Here is a 13828-nt window from a genome sequence, read left to right as displayed (position 1 = left end):
ATTTCAAATTATTAATGTTTAGGTCATGGGAACACTGTAAAGTGTGAGCATCTAAACCAACTGTTTTTTATACAAATAATAGGTTAAATATGGACAGCCTGAGTTCAACTCTTATTTTTCTCGCTGCGGCAGTGATCGCGGTCCCTATTTTCAACAAGCTTAAATTGGGCGCTATTTTAGGTTACTTAGCAGCGGGGGTTATTATCGGCCCATCGGCATTGCAATTAATTAATGATCCTAGCCATATTTTACATGTGGCCGAATTGGGTGTGATATTTTTATTATTCATTATTGGTTTAGAGCTTAACCCACAAAAGCTATGGCGTATGCGCAATAGTATTTTGCTAACAGGGGGCGGTCAGTTGGTATTAACCGCCAGTGTGATCGCGGCTGGGCTGATCTTAATATTAGATTTATCAACTCATGTTGCCTTGGTGATTGCGTTGGCTTTAGCTTTATCGTCGACCGCATTTGCTATTCAATTAATGACAGAGCAAAAAGTATTAAAAACCCCACCAGGTCAGCAAGGCTTTTCTATTTTATTAATGCAAGATTTAGCGGTTATTCCGATCCTATTATTTGTTGGTGCTATTTCGATCACCGGCGGTAAAGAAAGTGTCGCTTGGTGGCAAACGCTTTTAGCGATTGGATTAGTACTGATTTCAGGCCGATATATTGTTAACCCTGTTTTACGCATTATTGCGCGTAGTGGTAGCGAAGAAGTCATGACCGCTGCTGCGTTACTAATTGTAACGGCAACGGCGGTGGCGATGGATCAGGCTGGTCTGTCTATGGGCTTGGGGGCATTTGTCGCAGGCATTCTATTAGCTAACTCCAGTTTTAGGCATCAGCTTGAAGCCGAGGTTGAGCCCTTTAAAGGTTTATTATTAGGCTTATTTTTTATCGCGATTGGCATGAACATGGATTTACAGCTATTAGCTATCAACCCTGTTGTTATTGTTGGATCCGCTTTAGGTTTAGTGGCGATTAAAGCTTTGATTATATTTATGGTATTAAAGTTACGTAAACATAATAAAACGGATTCATTTCGGTTAGGCTTAATGTTGTCTCAAGGTGGCGAATTTGCATTTGTTGTGATGACGCAGGCAACGGTTGGCGGCATTATTGAAGCCGAACTAGCGGCCACTGTTAACTTGGTTGTGGGTATTTCAATGGCTTTAACCTCACCTTTGGTTATATTGCATAGTTTAGGTTATAACAGTAAAAATGTGAGACCCGTATACGATACGGTTGCGCACATCGATGAACCTGAAATCATGATTGCCGGTTTTGGTCGTTTTGCTCAAATTACAGCGCGCATATTAACCGCGAATAATATTCCGTTTATAGCGTTAGATAAAGATGCTGAACACATTGCATTTCTAAAACAATTTGGTAATAAAGCCTTTTATGGTGATGCGACAAGGCTCGATTTATTGAAAACAGCCGGTATTGAACATGTAAATGTGTTATTCATTGCGGTAAACGATGAAAAAGCCTTTGAAATCGCGACTATTGTCCGTAAACATTATCCGCATATAAAAATAGTGACACGGGTACAAAACCGTTTTACGGTTGCTAAGTTTCATGATATCGGTGTTACCGATTGTGTACGTGAGATGTTTGCGAGTGGTTTAGCGGCTGCAGAGTCGGTATTACTTAATCACGGTGTCGATAAACAACGTACGAATGAGATGACTCAACTATTCAAACAACATGATGAAGCGTTATTGAAAGAAGCCATTGATCATAACTATGATTTGAAAACCATTATTCAAAAAGCAGATCAGGGTAAGCAGGCGTTAAAATCACTTTTCCAAGATGATAAAACAATATAATGACATGAATGGCACAAGGATTGCTTTGTTGTAATTAACAAAGCAATTCAAACCATTAACGTCAAAATATTGTGAGGCTACAAATATGGAACTGATTATCATCCTAATGATCGTTCTTTTGGTCGTATCTGCAATCGCGATCCGTTTAACGCAATCGGATACGCCTTTTCCTTATAAAAAGCGTCAAAGTTTATTTAGTAACTCTGAACGTGCTTTTATGCTTATGCTTGAGAAAGCGATAGGTGATGAATTCAGAATAATTAACCGAGTTAGATTAACTGAGTTATTAGATATTAGAACGGGTACCCAGAAGCGAGTTGCACAAGCCGCTAAATTAAAAGCGAATGGTAAAATTTTAGATTTTGTTTTATTGGATCGAAAAACGCTTAATCCAATTGCGGCCATTGATTTAGTTAACAGTGAATCAAATACGGGTTATAAAACTAAGCAAGATTGGTATTTAAAAGGCGCGCTCGACACGGTCAACTTACCCCACATACGGATTAAAGTTAAAAATGGCTACACCGCTTCTGAAATTCGTGAGTGTATTGCGAATAAATTGGGGGCAGGAAATAAATTAAGCCCACTGAATGTTCGAAAAATGAAAGCTAAAGGTCCGACTCGTCCCGTTAAACCGCTAATATCATCGCCGATTAACCAAGGTATTATTCAAGATGCCGTAGCATAATTTTTCACCGTTTTAATTTCTAAAGCGTAACTAGATTTTATTAAAAGCTGAGTGATAGAATGAGTTAAACATGCTATCACTCAGCTTTTTATATTTGATGACTAGGGCGTGTTTATCTTTGTCGTATAGATTTTGTTCAATTCCAAAGCGTTTTGATCGCGGCATTGGCTTGATGGCATAGTGGTTCTACGTCAAAAGCCAATAACAAAGAGCAAAACGTTTTGGATTGAACCCAAAGGGCAGCGCATTTGCACTCTTTCTACTATGTTGCCCCACATGGATGTGGGGTAAGGTGACTTTGCAGGAGCATAAAGTCTTTATCGCTCTTTTATGTAGAATAACGACACCGCAATCGCTCTGCCTTGTATAAATCGTGCAAATACGGCTGCAAAAGCATACACAAAAGAGAAACACGCCCTAGGTATACATTTTAATCGTTTTTATTGAGGCTTAAATAATGACCATTGCTATTATTGGCGCAATGCAGCAAGAAATTGATATTTTACGTTCACAAATGACAGACTGTCGTGAAGAGCAACATGGTCCAGTCACGCTTTATACCGGCTTTTTAGTTGAACAAAAAATTGTTTTAGTACTTAGTGGTGTGGGTAAAACGGCGGCAGCAATGTCAACGACAATCGTCATTGATCGTTTTAAACCTAAATTTGTGATTAACACAGGCTCAGCAGGTGGTTTTGCCCAAGAGCTAAATATTGGTGATTTAGTTATTTCATCTGAAGTGCGTCATCATGATGTTGATTTAACCGCATTTGGTTTTGAAATCGGTCAAGGTTTTGGTTTTCCGGCAGCGTTTCATGCGGATAAAAAATTAGTTGAATTAGCTAAGCTGGCAGCGAGTGAGCAATCCGCTTTACAATACAAAATTGGTTTGATTTGTTCGGGCGATAGCTTTATGGCTTGCCCAGATCGGGTTAGCAAAGCGCGAGAGCAATTTCCTGATATGATCGCCGTTGAAATGGAAGCCGCGCCTATCGCGCAAGTTTGTCAGCAATTTGGCACGCCATTTGTTGTTATTCGTGCTTTATCTGATATTGCAGGTAAAACATCACATCAAAGTTTTGATCAATTTTTGGCTCAAGCCGCAATTAATTCATCTAAACTCGTCGTGGATTTTTTGACGCGTTGTTAACGTGTCACTTTAACGATGAATAGTTTGGCTTTATTTGAGCAATATCCTTATTGGATCGTTAACTGTGCGATCATGATGGGGATACTGATCTTAGATTTATTCTTTTCTATCCCTGAAAAACTACACCCTTTAACTTTTTTTAGAGTTATTGCCCAACGTTTAACTGCAAAGGTTTTCCCTGATCCAAACCGTGCAAAACAACAGCAAATAATTGCGGGGGCTTTAGCGATTGCGGTGGCAACTTTACCTTGGCTCGTTATTATATACTTGACCGTGCAGATAACCGAATTTCCTCTCTTTTTCGAAGGACTTATCTTTTGGTTATGCTTAGGTTTTATGCCGTGTTTGCGCGATATAAAAAAAGTTGAATTAGCCTTAGCCAAGCAACAAAAGTTTTTAGCTCGTGACCGATTAGCAGATTGGGTATTACGTCGTACCGATAACTTGTCTGCGATTGGTATTGCTAAAACAGCATGTGAAGTTTTAATTTTACGAAATATTTACTCCTATCAAGCAATGATTTTATGGTTTGTTATTGCGGGGCCTTATGCTTTATTAGCGGTTAGGCTTTTGCTTGAACTGCAACAAGTGAGTAATGCTAAGTTAAATCGTTTTCGGTATTTTTCTATCTCGATTAATTTTTGTTTTAACGTGGTGATGTGGTTACCGGTCAAAATATCAACTTTTACTTACGCTATTAAAGGTGGTTTATTAAGAGGTTGGCAAAATGCCAAACAAGTACGTGCTTGCTGGCCTTATAAATTATCACTCGCACCTTTAGTGGTGGTGGCGCATAGTTTGAATGTGCGTTTGGGCGGCCCTGTTTTTTATAACCAAGATAAAATGCAACGTCCTCATTTAGGTGAAAACTATCCTCAGCCTAATCATGAATCGATCAAAGCAACGCGCTATTTAATAATAGCGAGTAATTTATTTTTAGTTGCTTTACTTTGTTGTGCATCTTTAGTCAGTTACTCTTTTTTACGTTAACCTTTATACATCCGTTTTCAGCCATGATTGATACCATAACAAAAGGGCAAGCTGATTTTGTTTTAGCGCCTTTTTCAAATGCCGCTGACTTAGTTATTCGGGTTAATGACTTACGCTTGGTTCCTATTCCTAGTGTTAGAGTGATGATAAACGAATCAGGGCATGTTTTAGTGAATAAAATGCACCCAGAAGGAGTCGCCATTTATCAGGCATTAAATAAAGGCTTAGTGATATTAAAGCAACAAGACAAAATAAATAAAGTATTAACGCAAAGCGGTTTTTATAACCCTGAGTTGGCTGATTGGTCAATACTAAATACCGTAAAATAAGCCTTCTATCTACTTTTCAGCTAAAACTCGGTATTATTTTAAGGTTTCGTTTGTAATTTGCTGCTTAAACCTTATCATTCTCAACCACATGTTTACATAAATTCACTGGTCAAATTCTAGTATTCGACTAGCATATAAATTAATCAAATCCATAGAAGAAATTATGACTAAATACAATGTATATGGCTTAGGCAATGCGCTTGTTGATAACGAATTTGAAGTTACTGATGCATTCTTGGCGGAACAAAATATAGAAAAAGGTTTAATGACGTTAATTGAACCAGAGCAAAAGCAAACATTATTAGCAAGTTTAACGGCTAACTTCCCGCTAAAAAAGCGAGCGGGTGGTGGTTCAGCGGCTAATAGTTTAGTTGGGCTTACTCAATTTGGCGGCAGTGCTTTTTATGCCTGTAAAGTGGGTAATGATGAGTTGGGTTCTTTTTACGCAACCGATCTTGAGCAAAGTGGTGTTACTACGCGTTTAACCGAGCTTGATTCAGTGGGTGAAACGGGAACCTGTTTGGTTATGGTAACCGATGATGCTGAACGTACAATGAATACTTATTTAGGTTGCACTGCTGATTTATCGGTTAACGAATTATTTATTGATGAATTAAGTGAAGCTGAATACTTGTATATTGAAGGTTATTTAGTGCCATCACCCACGGCTTTAACGGCGATTGCAAAAGCCAAAAATCAAGCCAAAGCGCAAAATGTTAAAATTGCGATGACTTTTTCTGATCCAAGCATGGTTAAATATTTTAAAACGGGTGTAGAAGAAGCGCTTGGAACTGATCCAATTGACTTATTATTCTGTAATGAAGAAGAGGCGTTAACGTTTACTGAAACTGATACCCTTGAGCAAGCTCGTGATAACTTGTTAACACGTGCCAAAATGGTAGTCATCACGTTAGGAGCTAATGGCTTATTGATTGCAACCGCTGATGACGTTATCCAAGTTGCGGCAGAGCAAGTTACTGCAGTTGATTCAAACGGTGCGGGCGATATGGTTGCCGGTGCATTTTTATATGGTTTAACGCAAGGTTGGGATTTAACTAAAGCGGGGCAACTGGCGTGTAAAGCCGCTGCACAGGTTGTATCACACTTTGGTCCTCGCCTTACACAAGTTCAACAACAACAAATTTTATCACAGCTAGCTTGAGCTTAGCTGTGCACATTTATTAATTGGAGCTATAAATGACAACTGATTATAAAGTTGCAGATATCACCCTAGCTGATTGGGGTCGTAAAGAATTAACTATCGCTGAAAGCGAAATGCCAGCATTAATGGCATGTCGTGCTAAATATCAAGCTAGCCAACCGCTTAAAGGCGCTAAAATTTTGGGTTGTATTCATATGACAATTCAAACTGGTGTGTTAATTGAAACGCTTGTTGCCTTAGGCGCTGAAGTGCGTTGGTCATCATGTAATATTTTCTCAACTCAAGATCACGCTGCTGCCGCGATTGCTGCAGCGGGTGTACCTGTTTTTGCTTGGAAAGGTGAAACGGAAGAAGAGTATGAATGGTGCCTTGAACAGACGATTAATAAAAATGGTCAGGTTTGGGATGCCAATATGGTGCTAGATGATGGTGGCGATTTAACGCTTCTTTTACATGAAAAATATTCAGCATTATTAGATAACATTCATGGTATTACTGAAGAAACGACAACGGGTGTTCATCGTTTACAAGAAATGCTTGAAAAAGGTGAACTTAAAGTTCCAGCCATTAATGTTAACGATTCAGTAACTAAATCTAAGAATGATAACAAGTATGGTTGTCGTCATAGTTTAAATGATGCCATTAAGCGTGGTACTGATCACTTGCTATCAGGTAAAAAAGCCCTTGTCATAGGTTATGGTGATGTAGGTAAAGGCTCTGCTCAAAGCTTACGCCAAGAAGGCATGATTGTGTCGATCACTGAAGTTGATCCTATTTGTGCCATGCAAGCATGTATGGATGGCTTTGAAGTTGTTTCTCCTTATAATAACGGTGTAAACACGGGTAAATTAGACGATATCAATACCGCTTTATTAGGTAAAACTGATTTAATTGTAACAACAACAGGTAATGTGAATGTATGTGATTCAAGCATGTTACAGGCGCTTAAATCAGGTGCTGTTGTTTGTAATATCGGTCACTTTGATAATGAAATTGACACGGCTTATATGCGCGAAAACTGGAAATGGGATGAAGTTAAACCTCAAGTTCATCAAGTTTTCCGTTCGGATGATGTTAGTGATTTCTTAATTGTTTTATCTGAAGGGCGTTTAGTTAATTTAGGTAATGCAACCGGTCATCCTAGTCGTATTATGGATGGTTCATTTGCTAACCAAGTTTTAGCGCAAATTCATTTATTTGATAAAAAGTTTGCTGACCTAGCTGATACTGATAAAGCACAACAAATCACACTCGAAGTATTACCTAAACAGTTAGATGAAGAAGTTGCTGCTTATATGGTTCAAGGTTTTGGTGGGGTTGTCACGCAATTAACTAAAACTCAAGCTGATTATATAAATGTACCCGTTGTTGGTCCATTCAAGCCCGATACTTATCGTTATTAAATTAACCTTGGTTATTTTTAGTTATCAAAAAAGGATGCCAAGGCATCCTTTTTTATTCACTCTCAATATGAATTAGCGACTATTGCTCTAATTCAGCTTCAGAGAAGAAGCCCGCAAATAATGGGCTAGATAAATAACGCTCTGCAGAACTTGGTAAAATAACAACAATATTTTTGTCTTTATTTTCTGGTAATTCAGCTAAACGCTTAGCGACTACAACGGCAGCACCTGAAGAAATACCGGCTAAGATACCTTCTTCTTTCATTAATTTGTGTGCCATTTCAATTGATTCGTCATTCGTAACAGACTCAACTGAATCAACAATATCAAGATCTAAGTTGCCAGGAATAAAGCCTGCACCAATACCTTGAATTTTATGAGGACCAGGTGTTAACTCTTGACCTGCTTTTGCTTGAGCAATAACAGGCGAATCAACAGGCTCAACGGCAACTGATTGAATTGCTTTGCCTTTAGTATTCTTAAGGTAACGACTTACACCCGTAATGGTACCACCTGTGCCTACGCCGGCTACAAAAATGTCAATTTCGCCATTTAAGTCTTCCCAAATTTCAGGACCCGTTGTTTGCTCATGAATTTGTGGGTTAGCAGGGTTATCAAATTGTTGTAATAATACAAAGCTGTCATCTGCTTCTGCAATTTCTTGTGCTTTAGCTACCGCACCTTTCATGCCTTTAGGGCCTTCAGTTAATACAATGTTTGCGCCGAGTGCTTTTAATAGCTTACGACGTTCTAAACTCATTGTTGAAGGCATTGTTAATGTTAATTGATAGCCTTTAGACGCAGCAACAAATGCTAATGCAATACCAGTATTACCTGAAGTCGGTTCAACTAACTGTTTACCTGGGACTAAAACACCTGTTTTTTCAGCATCCCAAATCATGTTTGCGCCGATACGGCATTTAACACTGAAGCTTGGATTACGAGATTCTATTTTGGCAAATACGTTACCCGTGGTTACTTTATTTAGTTTAACAAGAGGTGTGTTACCAATTGATTGTGGATTATCTTGGAATACGCTCATTTCGGGCTTGTCCTTTAATTTAGCAAATTTCACTAGCGCTTTAAGGTATCGTTATAGTCTTCTCGCTCAGGTTTTATGGTTCATTGTCAGCGCTTACTCGCCCCAATCACATAGTAGAGCATATGCTCATGGGGTCTCGAAGCTTGACGGCTTCCCCTAAAACCCGATCGCTTTGACTATACTTTTAAAGTGCTGGCGATTTAGATTATTTTTGTTAAGTAGCAAGATTAATCTTAACCCTAATTAACGTAAACAAAAGTGCTAATTTGTTATATTAAATAACCTGAATATTTCATCTCTATCATAAAATAACGGTGATAATCCTGACTGATTATTTTTGGTTGATATACCAGTGATTTTAGAAGGGCGTTGTTTAAATGAGTAACGAGATGTTGGAGTATTAGGAGCATTGATTTAATCAAAAGAGGTTGCAGTGCACAACGAATGAATAGGGCTGTTTGCTTTTAATAAAATTTGGGTGGTTAAGTTTCAATTAAGCCATTAATCACAAATGGTTAAAAGAGTAATAAAAAAAGGTAGGTTAATTGATTTAATTAACCTACCGATAGATTTATGCTTCGCAGATAATAACGGAGTTATCTGAATCACCGACTGATGATGGTTTGTAATCATCAGCGTCCCAATCATTTTCCCAAACGTCAGCGCCGAGTAAATAACGAAACTCATATGATTTACCTGACTCTAAATTTAAGGCAAGCGAGAAGTCACCGTTTTTTAATTTTTTCATTGGGGTTGCAGCGGGTTCCCAATCGTTAAAATCACCAACGATGTGAACAGATTCTGCGCTTTGCGCTTGTTCTTTGGTTAAACGGAACGTTACTTTACAGACTGGTTTTGATTTTAAAAATTGTTTTTTAAAGCTCATGTTGTCATCCCTTTAAAGTTAATTAATCTTTGAAACTAATGCTGGTTAAATTATGGACTTTTTGTAATTAAATTTCAATATATGCATTCGTATTCTTATTTATTGCAGTTTTATTGGACAAATGTTGAAATAAAGTTACATTTAGGGCTTGCCTCTTAATTATAAAGTTATTATCAATATTTAACCTTATTATTTTAAGAAAGTTAAAGATTGTTGTTATTAATCTAAAAAACGAGCTAATTTAATACGCCAATCATTGCACTTTCATTACAAGTTAGTCTAGAACGTGTTTATCTTTGTCTTATCGGTTTTGTTCAACCAAAGAGCCGCGCATTCGCATTATTTCTACTACGTTTTTTATGTAGAATAACAACACAGTAATCACTTTTTTTGTATAAATTGTACAAATACGGCTGAAAAAAACTGATACAAAAGATAAACACGCCTTTGTTGTATTAATAGATACCCGTGTGAAAACGTTTATCTATTTTATAATATAGGCGGGTATACGTTTTCAACAAGTCTTACCAATGATATACCCAAGCGATATGTGTAATGCATGCAAATTTTGTGCTAAAAACGTAATTCAAAAAAGTGAGTCGTTTATTTTCAGTTTTAAGCTTCAAGCAGGATGAATTTAAAATAGGCAGATGTTACTTTACTATTTGATTATTATGAAGTTATTTAATATTAACCTGCTAGATATTGATATGAACGTTTGCTTACCTTGATTTTTTGTTTGCTACCGTTTTATGTGAAAGTTGGCTTTTTATGTAGGATCTAATCGTTATATGCACTTTGAATGGGCAAGTAGATGGATCATAATATTGCTAAGGCAATTTAGAGCTAATTACGCTTTTCTTTGTTAAATTATAAATAATTAATCAAGCGTTAAATATGTTGTTAAATACGACGAGGAAAAAATGGACGATAAAATTGCGTGTTTAGAATGTGATTTACTTATTGCTCCACCCATATTAAATGCTAAACAATCAGCCTACTGTCCGCGTTGTCATGCCTTAATAACCGCTAAATCATATAATAATTTACAGTACAGTTTAGCTTTTGCTTTGTCTGGCTTATTATTAATGTTGGTCGCTAATTTTTTCCCTTTTTTAATCTTTGATAGCCAAGGTCAAATTCTAAACATGAATTTATGGCAAAGTGCTTGGACGCTATATCAATACGAAGAACATTTTTTAGCTTTTTTGACGGCCGTATTTATTATTGGTTTACCGTTTTTACTCTGTTTTACATTAGTGTATTTACTGTTTCCTATGATTTTTTTACGTAAGTTGTGGTTTAGCGGGCAAACCGTAGCGAGAGTTTTTTTTGAAGTGCGAATATGGAGCATGTCGGAAGTTTTTTTATTGGGTGTATTAGTGAGCTTAACTAAAATTATGACAATGGCAGATGTGAGAGTTGGGATTTCTTTTTGGGCTTATGTATTATTTGTTTTTTGCTTGAGTGCGGCTTTGGCTAACCTAGACCGGTATCGGTTTTGGCATTATACCCAACGCATTATAAATCTTCAGCGAGGGCATCATGTTAGTTAAAACCGCGCTTGAAGCGGGTTACATTACTTGCCAAACCTGCGGTAAGCTAAGTGCCATTGATGTGGTGAAATGCCCGCTATGTTATCGAAACCTGGCTCCTCGGCAATTAAAGAGCTTACAAAACACTCTTGCTTGGTTATGTACGGCTATTTTATTGTATTTGCCTGCTAATTTTTTGCCTATCATGTTTACGCAACAATTTAGTCAATATTATAGTGCTACTATCGTTGGTGGCGTTATTGATTTATGGCAGCAGCAAGCTTACTTTATTGCCATTGTTATTTTTATGGCCAGTATTGTTGTTCCTATTATTAAGATCGTTATTTTACTCTGGCTAGTTGTTTCTGTTAAATATTATCGGGAACATCATCAAAAACAGCGTTCAATTATGTATCGATTAACCGAAATTGTCGGCCGTTGGTCAATGATTGATGTATTTGTTGTGGCAATATTAGTAGCTTTATTTCAATTAGGTGGCGTTATTACTATTATTCCTGGCCCTGCTGCATTAGCCTTTGCAGGGGTCGTTGCTACGACTATGTTTGCTGCAAAATCATTTGATTCGCGTTTAATTTGGGATCACGTTAACACAGAAGGAAAACAACATTGAGTTCGTCTCAAGCTATTATTAAAACTCGGCCGAAGTTATCTTCCATCTGGTTGATCCCCATTTTAGCGTTATTAGTGAGTGTTTGGATCGTGACTCAGCATTATTTAGATCGCGGCCCCGAAATTCGCATTACTTTTCAGACTGCAGAAGGTATAGAAGCCGGTAAAACAAAAATAAAAGCATTGAATGTTGAAGTGGGTATTGTTGAGCGAGTTGAGCTTCATCGTGATTTAGAAAGTGTTATTATTCATGCTCGTATAAAACCTGATGCCGTGAACTTATTACGCAAAGAAACTCAATTTTGGGTTGAAAAGCCGCGAATAGGTTCGAGAGGAATATCGGGGTTATCGACTTTACTCAGTGGGGCTTATATTGAATTAGGCCCCGGAGAAGGACCAATAGGGAAAACGGAATATACAGGCTATGCCAACCGCCCCTTAACGGTTGGCAAACAAAAAGGGGTTAATGTTTTTCTACTGAGTGCCGCTAGCTCTTCTTTATCGGAAGGGGCTCCGGTTTTATATCGCGGTTTTAGAGTTGGGCAGATCACCCATTTGGAAGTGTTATCTTCTGGGCAATTACGAGCCAGTGCTTTTATTAACGAGCCATACGATCGCTTAGTTAGCTCGACTAGCCGTTTTTTTAACGCGAGTGGTTTTTCATTTCGTTTAACGCCTGAAGGCATGGACTTTGAGTCAGAATCAATCAGTAGTTTAATGTCAGGCGGGGTTGCGTTTGATGTCCCCAATGGGATTAACCCTGGCGCAAACGTAAAAGAAGGGCAAGAGTTTGTCTTGTACGACAAGCTTGCTGACATAGATTTGCACCCTTATCAATTTGTGAATGAGTATTTACTTTTGTTTGATGCCTCAACGCGGGGGTTGCAAGTTGGTGCGCCTGTTGAATATAGAGGGATCCCTGTGGGGTCGGTTGCCGCTATTTCGATGGACCTAATTTCAGACGATATAAGAAACGAGCAAGACGTGCCGCAAGTACCCGTTTTAATTAAAGTTGATACAGGACGTTTAGTGGGTGATGACAGTATAAAAGGTCAAAAGAGGCTTCAAGATAGATTTGTCAGTTATGTTGCGCAAGGTATGCGAGCGGCGCTTAAAAATGCCAGTCTTGTGACGGGGCAACGAGTCATTACGCTAGATTTTTATCCTGAAGTTAAAGCCGGTGAAATCAGTCAATTAGAGCGTTTTACTGTTTTACCCACGATAAGTGATGATGTAGACAGAGTGATCAGTCGAGTGGGTATATTTGTTGATAAACTGAATAAATTGCCACTTAATGAAACGGTCGTTAATGCCAACCAAACAATAAATTCACTGCAATTAATGATTGAGCAGGCTAATCATTTAGTTAAAAGTGGTCATGATTTACTCGCACAAGATGAAACGCAGGCGATACCAACGGAGTTGAATAATACGTTACAGCAGTTACAGGCTACACTCTCAGGTTTGTCTCCTAATGCTCCCGTATATCAATCATTAATCAATACGTTAGATCAAGCTAAAGTGACTTTGCAAAGCGTTGAGCGTGTCAGTAATGCGTTAGACAGCCAGCCAAGTTCTATTTTATTCTCAGAGCCTAAAGATCCTGATTTAACTCCAGGTGCTCATCAAGATGAAAAATAAGGGAGCCATAATGCGCTTATTATTTAGTTTAATTATTATGTGTTTATTGAGTGCTTGTGCCAGTCAAAAAATTCCTGATATAAAATATTATGTGTTGCCGATTGAATCGAATACTTTATTTAATGAAAACATTGAAGTCTCGGTTTCAAGTGCGTTACAAGATAATCGCATCCTATTTAAGGAGTTGCATCAAGTTATTCCCTCGCATTATCACCGTTGGAAAGCGCCTTTAGCGCATAACTTGCAACGCGTTTTAGCGGCTAAATTAGGCAGCGTGACCACTAAAACGTATATTCATTTTGATGCTTTTTATACCTCACAACGCGGTGAAATGATTATATCGGGTTATTGGCGTACAGAAAAAAAGGTGAATGTAGTTAATATAAATGACACGGCAAATATGATGGCGGTTAACTATCCTTTTGAATACAGCCTATATCAAAAAGAACAAGGTTATAATGCTTTAGTTGATACCGCGGCTATTTTATTGGATCAATTAGCCGAAAAAATTCAAAAACATTTAGTGCCATAATA

At 37.9% G+C, this 13828-nt stretch carries 13 protein-coding genes; 11 read left to right on the top strand and 2 right to left on the bottom strand.

Annotated features, from left to right (window positions below; all coding sequences use genetic code 11):
* Positions 1-89: 89 nt before the first annotated feature.
* The 7 genes from DPX34_RS02305 to ahcY all read left to right on the top strand — a co-directional run bounded on the left by DPX34_RS02305 (position 90) and on the right by ahcY (position 7560).
* Positions 90-1838: a monovalent cation:proton antiporter-2 (CPA2) family protein gene (locus tag DPX34_RS02305; RefSeq protein ID WP_111976798.1), complete on the top strand. Its 1749-nt coding sequence runs from the start codon at positions 90-92 to the stop codon at positions 1836-1838.
* A gap of 85 nt (positions 1839-1923) precedes the next feature.
* Positions 1924-2526 carry a DUF2726 domain-containing protein gene (locus DPX34_RS02300; protein WP_111976797.1) on the top strand — a complete coding sequence of 201 codons (603 nt, stop codon included), beginning with the start codon at positions 1924-1926 and terminating at the stop codon, positions 2524-2526.
* A gap of 457 nt (positions 2527-2983) precedes the next feature.
* Complete coding sequence (gene mtnN, locus DPX34_RS02295) at positions 2984-3676, top strand: 5'-methylthioadenosine/S-adenosylhomocysteine nucleosidase (protein WP_111976796.1); 693 nt, start codon at positions 2984-2986, stop codon at positions 3674-3676.
* A gap of 15 nt (positions 3677-3691) precedes the next feature.
* Positions 3692-4666 carry a cobalamin biosynthesis protein CobD/CbiB gene (locus tag DPX34_RS02290; RefSeq protein WP_111976795.1) on the top strand — a complete coding sequence of 325 codons (975 nt, stop codon included), beginning with the start codon at positions 3692-3694 and terminating at the stop codon, positions 4664-4666.
* A 23-nt stretch (positions 4667-4689) separates the two neighbouring features.
* Positions 4690-4995: a hypothetical protein gene (locus tag DPX34_RS02285; RefSeq protein WP_111976794.1), complete on the top strand. Its 306-nt coding sequence runs from the start codon at positions 4690-4692 to the stop codon at positions 4993-4995.
* 163 nt (positions 4996-5158) lie between these two features.
* Positions 5159-6157, top strand: a complete 999-nt coding sequence (locus DPX34_RS02280; protein ID WP_111976793.1) for an adenosine kinase — start codon at positions 5159-5161, stop codon at positions 6155-6157.
* A gap of 35 nt (positions 6158-6192) precedes the next feature.
* Positions 6193-7560, top strand: coding sequence for an adenosylhomocysteinase (gene ahcY, locus DPX34_RS02275; protein ID WP_111976792.1), 1368 nt, complete (start codon positions 6193-6195; stop codon positions 7558-7560).
* A 79-nt stretch (positions 7561-7639) separates the two neighbouring features.
* Here ahcY and cysK read toward each other — a convergent pair whose 3' ends face one another.
* Both cysK and DPX34_RS02265 read right to left on the bottom strand, forming a co-directional pair.
* Positions 7640-8602 (bottom strand): cysteine synthase A, encoded by a 963-nt coding sequence (gene cysK / locus DPX34_RS02270; RefSeq protein WP_111976791.1) that lies wholly within the window; start codon positions 8600-8602, stop codon positions 7640-7642.
* 571 nt (positions 8603-9173) lie between these two features.
* Complete coding sequence (locus tag DPX34_RS02265; protein ID WP_111976790.1) at positions 9174-9488, bottom strand: isoamylase early set domain-containing protein; 315 nt, start codon at positions 9486-9488, stop codon at positions 9174-9176.
* A 923-nt stretch (positions 9489-10411) separates the two neighbouring features.
* Here DPX34_RS02265 and DPX34_RS02260 point away from each other — a divergent pair.
* The 4 genes from DPX34_RS02260 to DPX34_RS02245 are packed head-to-tail and all read left to right on the top strand — an operon-like array spanning position 10412 to position 13826.
* A complete protein-coding gene (locus DPX34_RS02260) occupies positions 10412-11044 on the top strand; it encodes a paraquat-inducible protein A (protein ID WP_111976789.1) in 633 nt (210 codons plus the stop codon).
* Positions 11034-11654: a paraquat-inducible protein A gene (locus tag DPX34_RS02255; RefSeq protein WP_111976788.1), complete on the top strand. Its 621-nt coding sequence runs from the start codon at positions 11034-11036 to the stop codon at positions 11652-11654. The genes DPX34_RS02260 and DPX34_RS02255 overlap by 11 nt, the downstream gene beginning before the upstream one ends.
* Entirely contained in the window at positions 11651-13294 is a 1644-nt protein-coding gene (gene pqiB / locus DPX34_RS02250) for an intermembrane transport protein PqiB (RefSeq protein ID WP_111976787.1), read from the top strand. Before DPX34_RS02255 ends, pqiB begins: the two co-directional genes overlap by 4 nt.
* 10 nt (positions 13295-13304) lie before the next feature.
* Positions 13305-13826 (top strand): PqiC family protein, encoded by a 522-nt coding sequence (locus DPX34_RS02245; protein WP_157964595.1) that lies wholly within the window; start codon positions 13305-13307, stop codon positions 13824-13826.
* Positions 13827-13828: the final 2 nt, after the last annotated feature.

Source organism: Algibacillus agarilyticus, assembly GCF_003286125.1.
Classification (GTDB): Bacteria; Pseudomonadota; Gammaproteobacteria; order Enterobacterales; family Alteromonadaceae; genus Algibacillus; species Algibacillus agarilyticus.
Note: the sequence above shows the minus strand (reverse complement) of the source record. Positions and strands in the feature narration are given on the sequence as shown.